Here is a 17,614-nt window from a genome sequence, read left to right on the forward strand (position 1 = left end):
ATTCCGGCGCGCCATTCCGCATCCGACGTTCGATCGAGGCTTCTTCGACGTCGATGCGGCCTATGGCGCCATTCGGTCGAGCCGGGCTATCTGGGACAATGGAGACGGCGATGTACCATCGTGAAGCAACCGACCTGGCGGCGACGTCGTCGTCGCCGGCAAGATCCCGGAGACCGCTCATTAACACTCGCAGTTTTTCGGCATGCTAGGCTGGCGCCGGTACCGGAACGCATCTCTTCAGGAGAGAGTTGCCCCTTAACGTCCATGATCGAATCCATCATCCAGTTCATGCGGCGCGACGTGACGCGCGGTGTCGTCGGGACCATCCTTCTCAAGGTTGGTAGCGGCGCGCTTGCGTTTGCATTGTTCTCGCTTGCGGCACGAACGATGTCGCCCGATGGGTTCGGCATCTTTGCGACCTGGCTTTCGGTTGCCCAGATCGCATCGGTCGTGGGTCTGGTCGGCCAGGAATCGCTCCTCGTGCGCTTCCTGAATGAGTATCAGGTGGGAAATCGGCCAGATCTCACCAAGGGTGTGCTTCTATCGAGCCTGAAGATCTCCTCCGTCGCAATGCTGATTGTGATCGGCGCAATCGCGATCGCGGCGAGCCTGAAGGGCGACTGGTGGCTGCTGATCTTCGCCGTGTCCGCCTACACCGCCGTGAATGCGGGGCTGATGCTCGGCAGCCAGATTGCCCGCTCGCTGGTCAGCATTCTCATGGGCGAAGGAAACAGGGAATTCTTCTGGCGGGTCGGCGTCGTCCTGTTTCTGCTCGCAATCATGTTCGGCTATGCACGGCTCGACCCCGCCGAATTGTTCGCAGTCATGACGATCGCCATGTCGGTGGGCCTGGCCGCACAGATCGTTTCGATTGTGCGAGCTCTGCCGGATCTCCGCGGCACCACGGCGCGGTTCGAGCCGTCCCGCTGGAGATCCAGTGCGCTTCATTTCTGGATTGCGTCCGTCCTCGAAGCCGCGAACCAGTATTTCGACGTCATTCTGGTTTACTGGATGCTGGATCCGGCGACCGCCGGCATCTATTTCGCCGCCTCGCGCCTTGCCAATATCTTCGCCATGCTGTCGGCAGCGCTCTATAGTTTCGGCGCGCGCCGACTTCCTTCGCTGTACTTCAGCAAGAACCATCAGGAGTTCGAGCGAACGTTGCAGCTGATGGCGGAGGTGACCGGCCTTTGCGTGATCAGCGGGCTCTTCCTGATCTGGATCGGCGGCCCCCATCTTCTCAACCTGTTCGGGCCCCATTTCGCCGCGCAGCACTGGGTCCTGATCGTGCTCGCCATCGGAACGGCGTTTCAGGCGGCGGGCGGTCCATCTGCAGCGATATTGCAGCTCACCGGCCATGAGCGCATCTATGTTCCCGTCGTAGCCGCGAATGTGGCGTTGCGGCTGGTGGGTTTTCTCGTGCTGATTCCCTGGCTCGGCGTGCTTGGCGCGGCGATCTCTGCCACGGTATCGCTGGCGCTTGCGACCATCGCGCTCAACGTACTCTGTCGCCGGCGAACCGGGGTTGATCCTTCAATTCTCGTGCTCTTGCGCTTCGGTGGATCGAAGCGCGGCACCTATGCGGTCCGCGGCGCTGACGCGACCGACTAGGTTCCAGTTCAACCGCCGCAGGCGCGGTTCGGCCAGCATTGCCGAACGAGCATCAACCGGCCAAGCCGAGCGCTTTACCCCGACGTTGAGCCGACGACGGGTCAGCCGGCACATGATTGACGACGATCCCTGTCGGCACGCCGCCGAAGCGAGAGAGCGAAGCCGTCGCCCTGCGCATTGCAGCTGAATCGATTGCGTCTTCGCGACCAACCAGGATGACCAGATCGGCGTGAGCGGCCAGCGCCGCCGCCTCGGGCTGCAAGGCAAGCGACGTCGCATGGACGATGATCAGATCGAACTCCGACCGAATATCGTCCGCAGGCGACGGCCCGGGCCCCTTGCCGGCGCTCAGAAGCTCGTCAATGCTGCGAAAATCCGCCGTGGTCGTGCCATCCGCCGGCGCCTTGGCGAGGCTGGTTCCAGCACCGCCGAGATCCGGTTCGACCCGGATCAGGACGCTCAGCTTTCCGCCGTTCACCGCCCACCGGTTCAATGACCGCGCGACGGTGTTGCCGCCGGCACGCTTTCCGACCGACAGCACGAGAACGACTTTACCCATAGGTCCCGGCAACTTCTCGAGCCTGTCGAGTAGCGGCCGCAGATGTGGACCGAGATCGAGCTCGGTCATGGACACCGGACCTTGCCAGATGTTCCGGGTCACTTCGCCGGGCACGCGGTCGGGAACACGCGCCCACACGGGCGGGCGTGACCACGCCGCGGGCTGGCGCGGAGCCGGTTCGGCGGCGCGAATGTCTGGAACGGGTTTCTCTGATCGGCGTCCCGTCGCAGCAACGACCGCTGTCGATGTCAGCAGCGAACCGATCGCGAGCGCGGCAAGCAGCAGAGGCAGCGGCGGAAGGGTCGAGCGAAGCGGTGGAATGGCGGGCGAGGCCACCTTGGTCTGAGAACTCTGCAACAGGCGCTGCTCGTTCGTCGTCTTGGACCGCGAGAGGAATTGTTCGTAGATGTTCCTATTGGCCTCGGCGTCGCGCTGCAGCTCCTGGAGCTTCACCAGGGCCTGTCCGTCGACCAGGAGCTGCGATTCAGCCGCCTTCATCTGGCCTTCCAGAGCCTTCTGCTGATCGCGCTGGGCCTCATATTCCGATTTGGCGGTTGCGATGCCCTTGGTTCGCTCGACCTCGATCTGCCGGTTCAGATCGTTCAGCTGGCTGTACGACATCACGAGGTCGGGATGACGATCGCCGAACACCGCCCGCTTCTGCGCAATCTGATCGTTGAGCGCCGATCGTTGGGCACGCAGCGCGCTCAGGAGATCCTGCTTGACCGGGCTCTCGACATTCGCCTTCACGTCGCGTTGCGCCTGCTCGTAGCGAGCCTTCGCCTCCTCGGTCCGCGCGCGCGCAGCAGCCACCTGCTGCGACAGCTCGGTCACCCGCAATTGCTGGGTCGTGGCATCCTTGCCGGCGTTGACGATCCTGTGCTCGAGCTTAAACGTGGCAACGGCGTCCTCCGACGCCTTCAGCCGGTCGTTCAACGTCTTGAGCCGGCTGCCGAGCCAGTCCGCAGCCTCGTCGGTCGCCTCGGTGCGGATGCGGCTCTGCCTGGCGACGAACGCCTCGGCAATAGCATTGGCATAATAGGCGGCCCGCTCCGGCCGGTTCGAGGTGAACCGGATGGCGATGACATAGGTCAGCCCGCGACGGGAGATGTCGAGACGGTTGCGGAACCGTTCGAGCAAGCGCCCGGGGTCGGTGGATCCGCGAGCAAGGTCTTCGTCGTCGCGAACCTTGAGCTCGTCGATCAGCGGCTTGAGAAATCCGTCGGACTTCGCCACTTCAACCAGGCTCTGCAACGCGGCGCTGTCCTGCCCTATGCCCGGCAGAACGTCCTGCTCCGTGGTCACGCGTTGCTCGCGGGGATCGACGACGACCAGCGCGGTCGCTGCGAACCGAACCGGAATGACCAGGAGAACGACGGCGCCCAACGCGAAGATCGCGAGAGCGAGCGTCAATATCCGTCGAGCGTTGTCGCGAAGGAAGGCGAGCGCACCGGCCGCGGTGAGCGCACCGCCAAAGCGTGCAGCGGTGCCGGCGGCCTCACCGTTCGACGAATTCCGACTCCACGACGCGGCGACGCCGGTCGATCCGGAACTTGTCGGGTCTGCGCGGCGACCGAACGTCATGGACTTTACTCGGATTCAACTGGCGAACACTGTTCAGTGGCCTGCTCCACCGTAAATATCTATGGTTAATCCGCGGTTACCCGCCTCTCGCGCGAGCATGACCAATTGGTTAACGCGATCGCGTCACTTCCCTTCGGAGCCATCAGAATTCTCTCGCAAACGATGTTGTTCCGGCAGGCCGCGCATTAACTCCGTTTGTTGCTAGTCGGTGTCCGCGCCATGCTCGCATGGTAGGTACGGAGTTAAGAAAGTGAAAATTTTAGTTCTTCAGCGGGTCGGGATCCGTGCTCCACTACCAGCCAAACAAGGAGTTGGGCGAGACGACTGCGACAGCATTCGCCCCGTCCAACGGCGATGGACGGAAGTTGCACGTCCTTCTCGTACAGACCCAGGCCGAAAACGCCGGTGCACAGGAGATCTCCAGGCTGCTCGGAGCTGGCCTCTCCGCCCGCGGCTACCGCGTCACCAATCTGTTCTTCTTCCGCAAGTCGGATTCGTTCGACGAGCCGCCCGATACGCTCTACTGCGCCCCGAGCCGGCCGGGACATCCGCTGGCCCTGCTGCGAATGTTGTGGACGCTCGGCAGTCATATCAAAACAACCAGGCCCGACGCCGTTCTGACCTTTCAGCATTTCGGTAACGTCATCGGCGCCGGCGTGTCGCGCCTCGTCTGCCGCGCGCCTGTCATCGCCAACCAGGTTTCATCCGCGCTCTCGATGAGCTGGCCCGTCCGTACCGCCGACATCGTCATGGGCAGCCTCGGCTTCTTCGACCGCATCACGCTCAATTCGAAGGACATGCAGTGCGAATATTCGCGCTACCCTGCGGCCTATCGGTCACGCATGGTCCATGTCCCGCACGGGTTCGACGACAAGGCCCTCACCTTGCCGAAGGAAGCAGCACGAGAACGATTCAATCTGCCGCCGGACTGCACCCTGCTCGGCTGCGCGGCAAGGCTGCACCCGCACAAGCGGCTTGATGCGGCGATACGCCTGCTGCCGGATGAACCATCCTGGCACCTTGCACTGGCCGGACAGGGCGCCGATGAAGCCCGACTGAGGCAGCTGGCCGACGACTTGAACGTATCGGACAGGCTGTATCTGCTCGGCGAAATCCCCCCGCGCCGGATGGCGGACTTTCTCGCCTGTCTGGACGTGTTCGTATTCCCGACGCAGGCTGAAACCTTCGGCCTGGCTGCGGTCGAGGCTGCAAACGCCGGTGTTCCCTCCGTCGTCACCGATCTTCCGGTGTTGCGCGAAGTGTTGTCTTTCGAGGGAAAACCGACTGCACTCTTCGTCGACGCCTCCGATCATGCGAAGCTGTCGGCAGCCGTTTCGAAAATTCTGACGGATCAAACCCTGAGCGACGAACTGCGGCAAAACGCCAAAGGCTTGAAATCGCGCTATTCGGTCGATGCCATGGTTGAGGAATACGTTCGACTTCTCAGCCAAGTCATTTGACGGGACGCGTTGGAATAGATTGGCTCGACATGATCATCGAGTTTCGCTGTGAACGTGAGCATGCGCGGCGGTGGATGAACCGCGAGACGCTGTCGATCGACGGCAGGGATGTCCCTGTTCAAGTTGCTTGGACGGTTACGACGCAGCCACGCGCCACCGGTCTCGACGCACTGTTCGAACTCGAACGCATGGTGCTGCACAGGGGCAAACACAGCGGTGCCGGCAAGCTGAAGGTCATTCCGGAACGGACGCAGGCTCGCACGGGCACAGTCGACCTGATCGTCGATTTCACGACTGCAGCGCGACCCGCCGACTGCTCGGCCCGGCTGTATCTCCGTCCGCTGTTCAATGGAGCAGCAGGCGAGAACGCCGCACTCGCCGCCATTCTCGCCGGCGATCTGCCGGTCATCGAGATCGTCAACGAGGTCGATGGCACAGTGCTTGATCGCGGCCATCCTTCCGCAGAAGTCGCGGCAGGCTTGAGCGGCGCGCTCGAAACGGTGATGGCGCGAACCCTGACCATGGTGGCCGCGATCCTCTCGGAGCGGCCGCGGATCGTGCCGCAACTCACACGCCCCGCAGCAGGCGGCAATGGCCGGCAGCCGGCGGCCTATGTCCTGCGCGGCCTTGCCGTATCGATCGCCAAGGAGATCTATCGCCTCTGCTGCTATGCGCCGCACTGGCATGTCGGATGGCGCTTCAACGACGGCGCCGGCGTCTGGCAGACCGGAGATCTCTCCGGGCCCCCCTGGAACGTCCTCGGCGATCCCGGAAATCATTTCTACGCCGATCCCTTCCCGATCACCTGGCGGGGACGAACCTTCGTCTTCTTCGAGGATCTCGATCATCGGATCGGAAAAGGAATCATTTCGGCGATCGAATTCGGTGCCGCCGGACCGGTCGGCGAGGTCGTCCCGGTGCTGGAGGAGCCCTGGCACCTCTCCTATCCGTTCCTGATCGAGAACGACGGCGCGTTGTGGATGATCCCGGAGAGTTCGGTCCACGGCGACGTCGCGCTCTACAAATGCATTCGTTTTCCGGACAAATGGGAGCGGCACGCGACGCTGCTGTCCGGCCTCGAACTCGCCGATGTCACGATCACGCGACACAATGGCCTGCACTATCTGTTTGGCGCCTGGCGCGACGGAACCGGCGGCTATTCGGACTCGCTGGCGATCTATTACGCCGACCGTCTCCTGGGCCCCTGGTTGCCCCATGCCAGCAACCCGGTCCTGATTGATCGCGCGAGCACGCGACCGGCAGGGAATTTTGTCACCATCGATGACAAATTGTGGCGCCCGGTTCAGGATTGTGCCGCCGGTTACGGCGCAGCGCTCGCGCTTGCGGAAATCGTCGAACTGTCGCCGACGACATTCAGGCAGGTCATCCGCCACTCCATCAAGCCCGGACCGGCATGGCCGGGCCGGAAGTTGCACACGCTGAACCGCTGCGGCCGGCTCGAGGTGATCGACGGATCGCGTGTCCAGCCGAAGACCCGAGCCTTGACGAGCAGATTTCCATCGGCCGGCTTGTCGCCGCGAACCAGTCCGTCGACCGCCGGCTGACGCACGGCAAGCAAAATGCCCTCGGCCGCCACCGGCAACCGTGGGTCAGCAGCCGTGGCAGATGATCAGCTTCCTGTCGACCTCAGCGTCGAGGCGCCGCAGCTCGGCGTCGATCGATGACAATCCGGCGCTCAGCGGAATGTCAATTGGGCGCGGCTGCCGGTGACCTATCGGCGCCCGCGATCGCTCGTCCGAAGCCATGTCGCCGGCGGACGCAATCTTGCGGATCCGCGCGCCTGTCATCGTTTCGGCATCTGCGCCGTTGGTGGAAGAGCCGAACAAAAGCAAGACGGCGACGACGATCGGACCACATCGGTTGGACATCATCATTCTCCTATCGCATTGGGTTGGGTCACTTCGAGACGAGCAACCTGATGCGATGGATAGAACGACGGAGCTACATGAAGGCTTCGCGCCCGCAATATCGCGTTACCGGTGAAACGGGTGATGCACCGTTCGGCAATCGCTAGCCGGCGGTGGCTATGCGCTTCACTCGTTTGCCTGCCGACGCTGCGAGGCATCGCGACAGCGCCGCGGCGAGCTCGGCCGACATCAGCGGATGATGGACGAGTTCGGTGACGCCTGCGGTCGCAAGCAAAGGCGCAGCGAAGTGATGCACCGAGGGGCTTGCGAGAATGATCGGCAGACACGGCGCCGCATCATGCAGCAGGTAGGCAAGATCGAGCGAGGAGCCTCCCGGCACGTGGCACACCAGCGCCACGTCGAAACGGGTCCCCGCGGCGCGGCAGGCCGCTTCGGCCTCGGCCAGCACCGAGAATCCGACCGGCTCGTAACCTAGCGCGGCGAGAATTTCCTCGTAGCGCAGCAGTCGCTTGCGGTCCGCTTCGAACACCAGAACGGTTTCCCCAGTGCCGCGCAACGCGAGCGACGGCGCGTGCTGCACCGATATCGGCTCGTCCGGCGATCCGCACGGCAGCCAGATGTCGAAGCGCGTCCCGGCGCCAAGCGTGCTCCGCACGGCCACGGCGCCGCCGTGCTGCTCGACGATCTCCCGGACCGTCGCAAGCCCGAGACCGTTGCCTTCCGAGCGCGTCGTGAAGAACGGCTCGAACGCCCGCTCCAGCGTCGCTTCGTCCATTCCCGGCCCCGGATCGGAGACCGAGATGACGGCGAACCGTCCACGCAGCAACTCGGTTCGCCCCATCGACAAGGGATGCGTGACCTCCCGTTCGGCGATCTGCAGGTCGATGAAGCCGGGCTGTTCCATTGCCTGGGCGGCGTTGTTGCATAGGTTGAGAATGACCTGCTGCAATTGCGCCGGCTCGCCGGAGACGGTGATGCCTTCGGCGCGCTGGCTGACCACGAGCTTCACATGCGCAGGCAACGATGCGGCAAGCAGCGCCTGGGTTTCCGCCACCAGCGTCCTCATGCAGATGCGCTCCTGTCGTCCCTGGCTACGCCGGCCGAAGGTCAGAATCTGGCCGACAAGCTCGCTCGCCCGCTCGCCGGCCCGGCGGATCTCGGCGAGGCTCGTCGCAGGCCGGGTTCCCGATTTGATGCCGGTGTCGGCGAGCTCGACGTAACCGAGGATCGCCCCGACGATATTGTTGAAGTTGTGGGCAATGCCGCTGGCGAAGGTGCCGATCGTCTCCATCCGCCGAGCCTGTTGCAGGCTCGCCTGGAGCCGCTCCTTCTCCTGCTCGAGGACCACGCGTCCCACGGCGTTGCGGATCGCATCGAAGGCGGTGCGGAAGAGCGCAAATTCGGCCCATTTGCTCAGCGCAGCGGCCTCTACCGCGTCGAAGCCGAGAATGGCCGCGTGTCCATGTTCGGACGCGGTCTTAATGCACAGCCAGCCCCGAATTCCGGCTTCGTCGAGGAGGTTCGCCAGATCGTCGGGATGCGATGGCCGGACCCTGGGAATGTAAATGATCGCATCCTCGCGATCATCGAACCGTTGGGCCAGATCGCGTGCCCGGTTCGGCCAGGTTGCGTCGAGGCGAGTACCCTCGCGGGCCCACCGATAGACATTGTCGGTTGTTGTTGCCGACCATGCGAAGTAAGCCCGGTCCGCACCTATAAAGCCCGCAAGCTCCGCAAGCGCACTCTCGACATGACTACGGAGGCCATCGCGATGCGACTCGATGAATCGCATCGAGATGTTTGCGATCACATGCTCGAAGGCGGCGCGACGGCGCAGAGCCTTGGCGCGGGCGCGCAACAGCAGACCGAAATAGACGAGAGCACCGAGGAGCAGCAGCGACGTGAGATACTGCAACAAGCGGTTCTTGCGCGCCGCGAGCCGGGCAGCGATCTGGCGCTTGACGATCAGCGCATGGACCGCATCCTGCTCGCGATTGCTGGTCTCGGCGACTAACGCTTTCAGAATGGCGTCGACATCCGGAAGCAGGTCGTGCAGCAGCTGGCCGTGCGCAACGGCGGCGTGCAGCAGCTCGTTGTCTTCGGACGTGATCTGCAGGCGTTCGAGATTGTCGAGCCGGGACTGCAGCTCGCCCGCGGTGACGTCGGACGTGTCGAGCGTCAGTTGCAGCATCGCCGCGGACAGCGCCGAGACGTCCGCCACCAGCGGCCTGTCGTTCGACGACGACAGACGGGAACTGAACAGGCTGAAATAAGTGAAGGAATTCCTGAGCAGCGCGTTCTTGCTCTTGAACTGCTCGATCAAATCCTCTTGCCTGGCGGCACGCGCCGCCAGCATGTCGATCGCGGCATTCTGCTCCCTGTCCGTACCGGCAGCCTCGCGAAGCCGCACCAGCGCTGCATCGTAGGCATCCACCATCGCGACGAGCGCATCGTAATTCTTCGACAGGCCGGCCCGTGACGTCAACACCTCGCGGTTCACACCGCGCTCGAATCGGGTGAAGTCGGAAAGCGCCTGCGTTTGGCGATCATAGCGGTCCGAATTCAAATTCAGGCCGTTCAGCAGAAGCCAGGTCAGCAGCGCGAGCAGGAACGCCACGCCGATCATCGCGGGGGCGATTTTCATGGTTCACCTCCGACCAGTGAGCCGCGATATTGTCCGGTCAGGCTCTGGAGGAAGGCAACGATCGCCTTCACTTGATGATCTGTCAGGGTCGCGTTCAATTGGGCCTGCCCCATCCGGCGAACAGCGTCATCGAGTGTCGGTGCGCTGCCATCGTGAAAGTAAGGCGGCGTCGTCGCGACGTTGCGCAGGCTCGGCACACGCAGAATGGCCGGGTCTGGCGCGGCCAGAGGATGAAATATGCCGTGACGCTGAAACAGATTTCCGCCGACATTAACGCCCTGATGGCACGAGACGCAGCCCAGGGATTTGAACTGGTGATATCCTTCCAATTCCTCGGAGCTCAACGCGGCGCCATCGCCCTCGAGCCAGCGGTCGAATCTGCTGCCGGGCGTCACCAGCGTCTTTTCAAAATTCACAATGGCGTCGACGATGTTGTCGCCATCCGGACCGCGGCCATAGGCGGCAAAGAAGCCGGCGCGCATCGCGGGATCGTGGTTGAGCTTATGCGCGATCGTGTCCAGATCGCTGCCCATGATCCGCGGGTTAACGAGCGAAGACGTGACGTCTGCGTCGACGTTGCGATATTTTCCTTCCCAGCTGAAACGAAAGTTGTGGGTCGCGTTGAAGACGGTCAACGTGTTGAGCGGCAGCTCTGCGCCGTTCAGATCGACGTCGTGCCGCCTCGTACTGGCGCCATTCGCGCTGATGTCGTGGCACGACAAGCAGCTTCTCGAATTGTCGCGCGAGAGACGCAGATCGCCAAACAGGCGCTCACCGAGCGTGACCTTTCGCGGATCGAGCGCGGGAGCCGGCGGCATCGGCGTGATCGGCTCGTCCATGCCGCGCAGGGCGGGCGGCATCGGAGGCGCCACCTGTGGCGGCGCCGACGAGGGTTGGAGGCCACTGACGACCAACACGCAGACGGCGACGACAGGCCGCCACCGCATCAATTCACGCAACGAACGAGTCTGGGCAGATCCGGGCACTGCTCGTCAGCTAGGCGTCATCGCGCATTTCAGCAATATATCATCGCGGCACAATTCGCCCGCAACCTTCAAGTCTTCTTGATCGATGCGGCGGGCTCGCGCCGCCGCATCGATCAGTCGTCTCGTCCAACCGTACAGCATCAAGCCGGCTTCCAGGCCGCGTGGGATGACCGCACAGGCGATCGCGTGGTAGTAGTCCAATCCGGCGATTGCGCAGAATATCGCATCAGCAATCATGGCAGTACCTCACCATCCGCTCGATGTCCGCCCGGCCCTGGATGCCGAGATCCCGCAAGGTCCGGTCGTCGTATTCCGCAAGCGCCCTGACGGCCCGTCTGATCTCCTGTTCCCTGCGCCAATGCGTCCACAACGCCGCGATCTGCTCACCGAGACCGGCCAACCAGTTTCCGCGATCGCGCGGACGTTGCTCCGACCACGCTGCGAGCTCAGGCGCGATGATGTTAGAACCATTCAAAGGTTGAGAGACGCTCTGCTCGAGCGCCATAGCGGGATGCTGATTGCGAGCGAGGTGCGCATTTGTGGAAACCGACGCCTCATCGACCGGGAAAACCGCGATCGGATGCAGCGACGCGCCGTAAACGGCAAAGCCTTCCATGAAAAACGCCAGCGCCACCCACCACCAAGCGATGGCCGGACTCTCCCTCTCCTCCGAAAGCGCCACAGCCGACGGCGCCGTGTATTTCGACATGTCCCGCATGGCGCGAACGCGCATGTCGCCTCGATCCCCCGGCAGAGTCAGGCCGCGCGCGATGTCGCCGCTCCGGCGGTGGGACGGCTGAACGATCCGGCTCACGCTTGAAGACAGTTGCTGTTCCAGCATGGGAAGATTCTCCTGCACGATGTTTTGCAGGAGTGACATTGAAGCTGCCCTGTTACGTCACCGTCACCGCCACGCAGAAAAAGGTTACAGACGCAGCCTGGCGCCGCCATCTTTGCAGTATCGCCGGCGGCCTTCGCGTCCTCATTAATCCGGATTCTCGTTCGCGCCGCGACTAGAACGGTTCTACGGGGAGTGTGAAGACGTAACCAACGCCGCGCTCGGTCTGGATGATCCGCGGTGCACTCGGATCGGTCTCCAGCTTGCGTCGCAGCCGCAACACCTGAACATCGATGCTCCGGTCGAAGATGTCTTCATGGACGCGGGTCGCCTGCAGCAGATGCTCGCGGGTCAGCGGCCGCTGCGGCGCTTCGAGAAAGGCCAGCAGCAGCGCGTATTCGCCCTTGCTCAAGGGAACCTGCTCGTTGTTTGCATCCAGCAGCCTTCGGCCACGGCGTTCGAGCTTCCAGCCGTTGAAGCGGTAGCCGCCGCGCTCCGGATCGCGAGCGCGCGCGGCCCGGCCCATCTCCTGACGGCGCAACACGGCGCGGACCCGCGCCAGCAGCTCCCTCAGGCTGAATGGCTTGATGATGTAGTCGTCGGCGCCGAGCTCGAGACCGACGATGCGATCGATTTCATCGGGCCGGTGCCCCGTCGTGATGATGACAGGCACATCGGACTGCGCACGGATTTCCCTGAGCATATCGAGACCGTCGTCCTGTCCCAGCCGGAGATCGAGAATGATCAAGCTGGGCTGCGCTCCTTCCAGATGTCGATGCAGTTCCGCCCGGGTGGATGCGGCCCTGCTCGGTACGTTGTGCTCTTCCAGATATTTGATCACCATTTGCCGTAGGGTGGTGTCGTCATCGACGACGATGATATGGCCGACGTCTGCCAACATATTTGGTCTCTCAAACTTGCCCCAGGAACCTGCCTCAGGCCAATCCCGCTTGCCGCGCAATGTCAGGGTCTGGACAGGCAATGGACTGCTCCGGCTAAAGCGGAAAATAAGGCACTCGATCTGCCGGCGGCGATTTCGACCGTTCGAAACGAACGATCATTTGCCGACGACGTATCTAGATATGTACCGACGACGAACAATAACGTTCGCGATCCTCACCGCGAACTAGGTCATTTTTCCGTCGCATTCCGCGGAATCTCCTAGACGTGAAGACTTGTGATCCCATCATCTACTACTTTAGCGAACGCGGCGCCTGCGGGACCTGATGCGGATTTTCCAGATCGCACGTCGAATTACAGCTTCGTTTCAGCGCGGCCGGCGACGGTTACAATTGTAACATGGCGCGGATTCCGCAAGCTTGCGTCGCCACAAAGCCACGTTGCGTTGCCGCCGTAACCATTTCGCAGCCGCCGCGAAGTTTTCCCGTAACGGCGATGCAGACATTTGGCCTCTGCTCATCGACCGGCACCAGATTGCCGTTCGACAATCAGAGGATCGACCACATGAAAGTTCTCTTTGCTTCCACGCCTGCGACAGGCCATCTCAATCCGATGCTGGCGATCGCCAACATCCTCATTGCCGACGGCCACGAGATCGCGTTCCTGACAGGCTCGGTGTTTCGCGCCCGCGTCGAGGCCAGCGGGGCGAAGTTCTTTGCCCTTCCCAGCGGCGCCGATTTCGACTTGCGCGACATGCTCTCGGTGGTGCCAGAGCTCAAGACCATCGCACCGGGACCCGAATGGCTGCGCGTCGCCTGCGAGCGCATCTTCGTCGACGCCATCCCGGCGCAGAACCAGGGCCTCCACGAGGCGCTGGAGCATTTTCAGGCCGACGTCATCGTCGGCGATGATATGATCTTCGGCATCCTGCCGATGCTGCTCGGCCCGCGCGAGGAACGGCCGCCCGTCGTTCTGTGCGGGACGTCGATCCTGCACTGGGCGCGCGATGACGGTGCGCCGAACTTCGTCGGCCTGCCGCCGGCGACAACGGAGGAACAGCGCCGGCAATACGCCGTCGTTGCGGACGAGTACGACGTCAATGTCGATCAGCCCGTGCTGCGCAGCCTGAACAAGGTGCTGAAATCCTACGGCGTCCGGCCCGTGACGATACCGCTGTTCCATTCCGTCATCGAGCTTGCCGATGCCTACATGCAGCTGTCGGTGCCGAGCTTCGAATTTCCGCGGCGGTTTCCTTCCACGGTCCATTTCGTCGGCACGCCGCCCATTATTCGGGACCAGGTCCCCTTGCCGCCTTGGGCTGACGAACTCGACGGCTCGCAAAAGGTGGTGCTGGTGACCCAGGGCACGGTGGCCAATCACAATTTTGGTCTCCTTCTCGCCCCGACGCTCGAGGCGCTCGCGAGCGAGCCTGACGTGCTCGTTGTCGCGACGGCCGGTGGCCGCCCGGTTGACGCCATCCCCGGCCCCATCCCGTCCAATGCACGGCTGGCGAGCTATCTGCCGTTTGAATGGCTGCTGCCGCGCGTCGACGCGCTCGTCACCAATGGCGGCTATGGCAGCGTCAACCAGGCCATGAGCTTCGGCATTCCGCTGGTCACGGCGGGCCTGACGGAGGACAAGGCCGACGTCAATGCGCGCGTGGCGTGGTCCGGCGTCGGCATCAATCTCGCCACCAATGAGCCGACACCCGAGGCGTTGCGCGAGGCGGTACGCACCGTGCTCGATCGACCGGCCTATCGCATGCGTGCCTCGCGAATGGCTGACGAGTTCGCCAGCATCGGGACCCGTTCGGCAGTGCTGCGGATCATCAAGCGCCTCGTCGCCGATGGTTACGAGACGCGACGAACCGGCACCATGGAGACAGGCGGGATGCAGGCACATCGCCAGGTCAGCTGACGCGCGCTGACGTCATCTGATCTCTGCACCTGACCTCCGCCCGGGGAAGGAGGGGATCGTCCCCTTCCCTCCTTCCCACGCTCCGTCGCATGTGAACGACCATGAAGATCCAGCCTGCTTCCGCCGCCTTTACGGTTGTGCTCGGCTTCCTCGCGGCCGTGCCGTATTCCGGCATCGACATCAATCTCCCGGCGCTGGCCGCGACCGGCGCTGCGCTCGGAGCAAGCCCCTCGCATGTCGGCCTGACGATGAGCGCCTTCATGCTGAGTCTTGCGATCGCACCGCTTCTCTACGGACCGATCTCCGACCGGGTTGGCCGCAAGCCCGTCATCGTGTTCGGCCTCGTGCTGCTCGTGATCGCAAGCCTCGCCTGCGCGGCAGCGCAGTCGCTGCCGATGCTGCTGATATGCCGCGCGATTCAGGGCATCGGCGCGGCCGGTACGACGACGATTTTTGCTATCATCCGCGACTTGTTCGACGAGGCGTCGGGACGCGCGAAGATCGGCAGTGTCATGATTGCCATCAATGTGGTCACTGTGATTGCACCAACTGCCGGTGCCGCGCTGCTCGCGATCGGGGGTTGGCGTCTGATCTATGTAGTTCAAGCCGCAGCCGGACTCATCCTGATACCGACAGTGATGTGGGGGTTGGCCGAGAGCGCGAAGATAGATGCTGCTAACCGCATCGCGGCGTCTACCGTCGTCAAGGACTATCTGCGCATCGTCACGCACCCGGTTTCAATGGCTTTCATCCTGGTCGGCGCCGCCGCCGGATCTGCCGTATTTGCCTATGTCACGGGCTCTTCGCTGTATTTCATCAGCGTCGCCGGCCTGCAGCCGCAGCAGTACGGCATGATCTTCAGCGCCTGCTCGGGAGCCGTGATGATCGGCGCGTTTCTCGACGGCCGGCTCGGCCGCCGCGGCGTCGCGCCCGCGGACGTGCTGACCGTTGGCCTGGTGTTGTTGTTTGTTGGCTCAGGCACGATGCTCGTGACGACCCTGGCCGGCTTGAGCGCGCCTGCCCTCGTCACCGCGCTCCTGATGGTGGTTGCGCTGGCCTTCGGGCTCAGCATGCCAAACCTCATGAATGCTACGATGCAGCCATTGCCCGATATCGCCGGCGCGGTCAGCGCCGCGGCCGGCACCGTTCAGATGAGCTCCGGCGCGATCGCCAGCGGCCTGGTTGCGCTGCTCTTCGACGGACGTAGCGCGCTGTCGATGGCCGCCGTGATGGCGGCGACTACGCTGCTGGCGCTGACTCTATATTTGCGATTTGCCCGCTCCGCCGGACGCCGCTCGCAACGTGAGATCACCGTGGCGGAAGGCACCACACAAATTGTGGCGGTCGGTTCAGGATTGTGCCGCCGGTTGAGGCGCAGCACTTGCGCTGACGGAAATCGTCGAACTGTCCCCGACGACCTTTAAGCAGATCGTCCGCCACGCCAACAAGCCCGGAGCGGCATGGCCCGGCCGGAAGTTGCACACGCTGAACCGCTGCGGCCGGCTCGAGGTGATCGACGGATCGAGCCTTCAACCCAAGACTCGAGCCTTCACGAGCAGATTTCCATCGGCCCGCTTGTCGCCGCGAACCGCCTGCTAGCGCGGGTGGCTGAACAGGTCCGTCGCGGCGTCGTCGACTGCGATCTCGACCAGCGCGGGACCGTGTGAGGCCAACGCTTCCGCCAAGATGCGATCGACATCGCCGGCATCGGTGACGCGCCGTCCCACGCAACCCATTCCCTTGGCGAGCGCCACGAAATCGAGCCCGGGCAAGTCTATGCCGGGCGGGCGATGCGCCTGCATGAGCCGGCTGAAAGCGCGCATCGCGCCATAGCCTGAGTTGTTCATGATCACGAAGGTGATCGGCAGTCCGCGATGCGCGGCGGTCCAGATCGCCTGAATGCAGTACATCGCCGACCCGTCGCCGATCAGGGCGACGATGCGGCGGCCGGGCCGCGCCAGCGCCACGCCGACGGAGGCCGGCAGGCCGTAACCGAGCCCTCCGCTCGCCATCGTGTAGAAACTGTCGGCGCCCGACCGGGACAGGAATTGTTGAATGGCCGGACGATGCGACGGCGCCTCCTCCACCACAATCGCATCGTGCGGCATCAGCGCCGACAACCGGCTCAGCGCATAGGCCGGAGGAATCGGATCTTGCGCGGCCGGATCGGCAGGCCGCGCCCGCGCGGCGGGCACCTCGCGCTTCGCGATGTCGGGCAGCGCCGACCGAAGCGCAGCGAGCGCCTTGGGGAGCGTGGTGATGATGGTGTCGCCGACGGCCGCCGACGCCGCTTCGGTCGGATCGTCAGTGATCTGCCAGACTGGCGTTCCGTCCTCGAGCAATTCGCATTGTCCTTCGACGTGAAAGGTGAACACGGGCGCGCCGACCACGACGATCAGATCGGCGCCGCGCAAGGTGCGGGCGAGCCCTGCCGGCGCTGCCGGAAGGAAGCCTGCGAATTGCGGATGCAATTCCGGAAAGCTCGACCGGCTCGACATCGGGCTTGCCCAGACGGCCGCCCTCGCCTGTTCGGCCAGCGCGACCATCGCCTCGACACAGCCGCTGCGATCGATGTCGGGACCGACGACGAAGACAGGTCTTTTGGCCGCCGCGATGGCTGCGCCGAGCCGGACGATCGCGGCCGGATCGGGCGCAAATTCCGTCGCGATGTGGCGGATGGGCGGCGCGACCGCAGGCCGCGCCCAATCGTCCGACGGCACGGACACGAAGGTCGGACCGCGTGGATGCTGCATGGCGGTGAGGAAAGCCTGCGCAATCGCCGCCGGGACATCCTCGGGCCGCGCGGGTTCCACGCTCCATTTCACATAGGGCTTTGGAAACTGCGCGGCGTCTTCGGCAAAGAGATAAGGCCGCATCCTGAGCAGGCTGCGTGCCTGCTGCCCCGCCGTCACGACCATCGGCGTCTTGTTGCGGAACGCGGTGAAGAGATTGCCGAGCGCGTGGCCGAGCCCGGCTGCCGAGTGAAGGTTGACGAAGGCCGGTCGCCCCGTGGCCTGCGCATAGCCATCGGCCATGCCGACCACGCAGCCTTCCTGCAGGCCGAGGACGTAGTCGATGTCATCGGGCCAGTCGCCGAGAAAGGCAAGCTCGGTCGAGCCGGGATTGCCGAACACGCGATCGACGCCAAAGGAGCGAAGCACGCCGAGGGTCGCTTCCCGAACCGTCAGGACTTTGGAGTTCATTGGCAGATTTCCTTGGGTGCTTC

12 protein-coding genes and 2 pseudogenes are annotated in these 17,614 nt (G+C 63.6%); 6 read left to right on the forward strand and 8 right to left on the reverse strand.

Annotated features, from left to right (window positions below; all coding sequences use genetic code 11):
• The first annotated feature begins 264 nt into the window (after window positions 1–264).
• Window positions 265–1,611 (forward strand): lipopolysaccharide biosynthesis protein, encoded by a 1,347-nt coding sequence (locus NLM27_RS18490; protein ID WP_254144669.1) that lies wholly within the window; start codon window positions 265–267, stop codon window positions 1,609–1,611.
• A 52-nt stretch (window positions 1,612–1,663) separates the two neighbouring features.
• On the opposite strand, the gene NLM27_RS18495 is transcribed toward NLM27_RS18490, so the two are convergent.
• The gene (locus tag NLM27_RS18495) at window positions 1,664–3,754 is read right to left on the reverse strand and encodes a GumC family protein (RefSeq protein WP_254144670.1); all 2,091 of its coding nucleotides are present in this window, start codon (window positions 3,752–3,754) and stop codon (window positions 1,664–1,666) included.
• Between the two features lie 284 nt (window positions 3,755–4,038).
• Between NLM27_RS18495 and NLM27_RS18500 the strand changes: the two genes are divergently transcribed.
• Both NLM27_RS18500 and NLM27_RS18505 read left to right on the forward strand, forming a co-directional pair.
• Window positions 4,039–5,214 carry a glycosyltransferase family 4 protein gene (locus NLM27_RS18500; RefSeq protein ID WP_254144671.1) on the forward strand — a complete coding sequence of 392 codons (1,176 nt, stop codon included), beginning with the start codon at window positions 4,039–4,041 and terminating at the stop codon, window positions 5,212–5,214.
• A gap of 29 nt (window positions 5,215–5,243) precedes the next feature.
• Window positions 5,244–6,779, forward strand: coding sequence for a hypothetical protein (locus NLM27_RS18505; protein WP_254144672.1), 1,536 nt, complete (start codon window positions 5,244–5,246; stop codon window positions 6,777–6,779).
• Window positions 6,780–6,824: 45 nt separating this feature from the next.
• Here NLM27_RS18505 and NLM27_RS18510 read toward each other — a convergent pair whose 3' ends face one another.
• From NLM27_RS18510 to NLM27_RS18535, 6 genes are all read right to left on the reverse strand, one after another.
• The gene (locus NLM27_RS18510; protein ID WP_254144673.1) at window positions 6,825–7,103 is read right to left on the reverse strand and encodes a hypothetical protein; all 279 of its coding nucleotides are present in this window, start codon (window positions 7,101–7,103) and stop codon (window positions 6,825–6,827) included.
• A gap of 142 nt (window positions 7,104–7,245) precedes the next feature.
• The gene (locus NLM27_RS18515; protein WP_254144674.1) at window positions 7,246–9,747 is read right to left on the reverse strand and encodes a two-component system VirA-like sensor kinase; all 2,502 of its coding nucleotides are present in this window, start codon (window positions 9,745–9,747) and stop codon (window positions 7,246–7,248) included.
• A complete protein-coding gene (locus NLM27_RS18520) occupies window positions 9,744–10,607 on the reverse strand; it encodes a cytochrome-c peroxidase (protein ID WP_254144675.1) in 864 nt (287 codons plus the stop codon). The genes NLM27_RS18515 and NLM27_RS18520 overlap by 4 nt, the downstream gene beginning before the upstream one ends.
• Window positions 10,608–10,739: 132 nt before the next feature.
• On the reverse strand, window positions 10,740–10,970 hold the full coding sequence (locus NLM27_RS18525) for a hypothetical protein (protein ID WP_254144676.1): 231 nt from the start codon (window positions 10,968–10,970) through the stop codon (window positions 10,740–10,742).
• Complete coding sequence (locus NLM27_RS18530) at window positions 10,960–11,613, reverse strand: DUF1127 domain-containing protein (RefSeq protein WP_254144677.1); 654 nt, start codon at window positions 11,611–11,613, stop codon at window positions 10,960–10,962. The genes NLM27_RS18525 and NLM27_RS18530 overlap by 11 nt, the downstream gene beginning before the upstream one ends.
• A 133-nt stretch (window positions 11,614–11,746) precedes the next feature.
• Entirely contained in the window at window positions 11,747–12,472 is a 726-nt protein-coding gene (locus tag NLM27_RS18535; RefSeq protein ID WP_254144678.1) for a response regulator, read from the reverse strand.
• Between the two features lie 563 nt (window positions 12,473–13,035).
• Between NLM27_RS18535 and NLM27_RS18540 the strand changes: the two genes are divergently transcribed.
• From NLM27_RS18540 to NLM27_RS18550, 3 genes and pseudogenes are all read left to right on the forward strand, one after another.
• On the forward strand, window positions 13,036–14,388 hold the full coding sequence (locus tag NLM27_RS18540) for a glycosyltransferase (protein WP_254144679.1): 1,353 nt from the start codon (window positions 13,036–13,038) through the stop codon (window positions 14,386–14,388).
• A gap of 101 nt (window positions 14,389–14,489) precedes the next feature.
• Window positions 14,490–15,548, forward strand: a pseudogene (locus tag NLM27_RS18545) (MFS transporter); the annotation flags it as partial.
• Window positions 15,549–15,720: 172 nt separating this feature from the next.
• Window positions 15,721–15,987: pseudogene (locus NLM27_RS18550) on the forward strand (hypothetical protein); the annotation flags it as partial.
• Here the strand turns inward: NLM27_RS18550 and mdlC are convergent.
• Complete coding sequence (gene mdlC / locus NLM27_RS18555; protein ID WP_254144680.1) at window positions 15,984–17,591, reverse strand: benzoylformate decarboxylase; 1,608 nt, start codon at window positions 17,589–17,591, stop codon at window positions 15,984–15,986. The pseudogene NLM27_RS18550 and the gene mdlC overlap by 4 nt on opposite strands.
• Window positions 17,592–17,614: the final 23 nt, after the last annotated feature.

Source organism: Bradyrhizobium sp. CCGB12 (genome assembly GCF_024199845.1).
Taxonomy (GTDB): Bacteria; Pseudomonadota; Alphaproteobacteria; order Rhizobiales; family Xanthobacteraceae; genus Bradyrhizobium.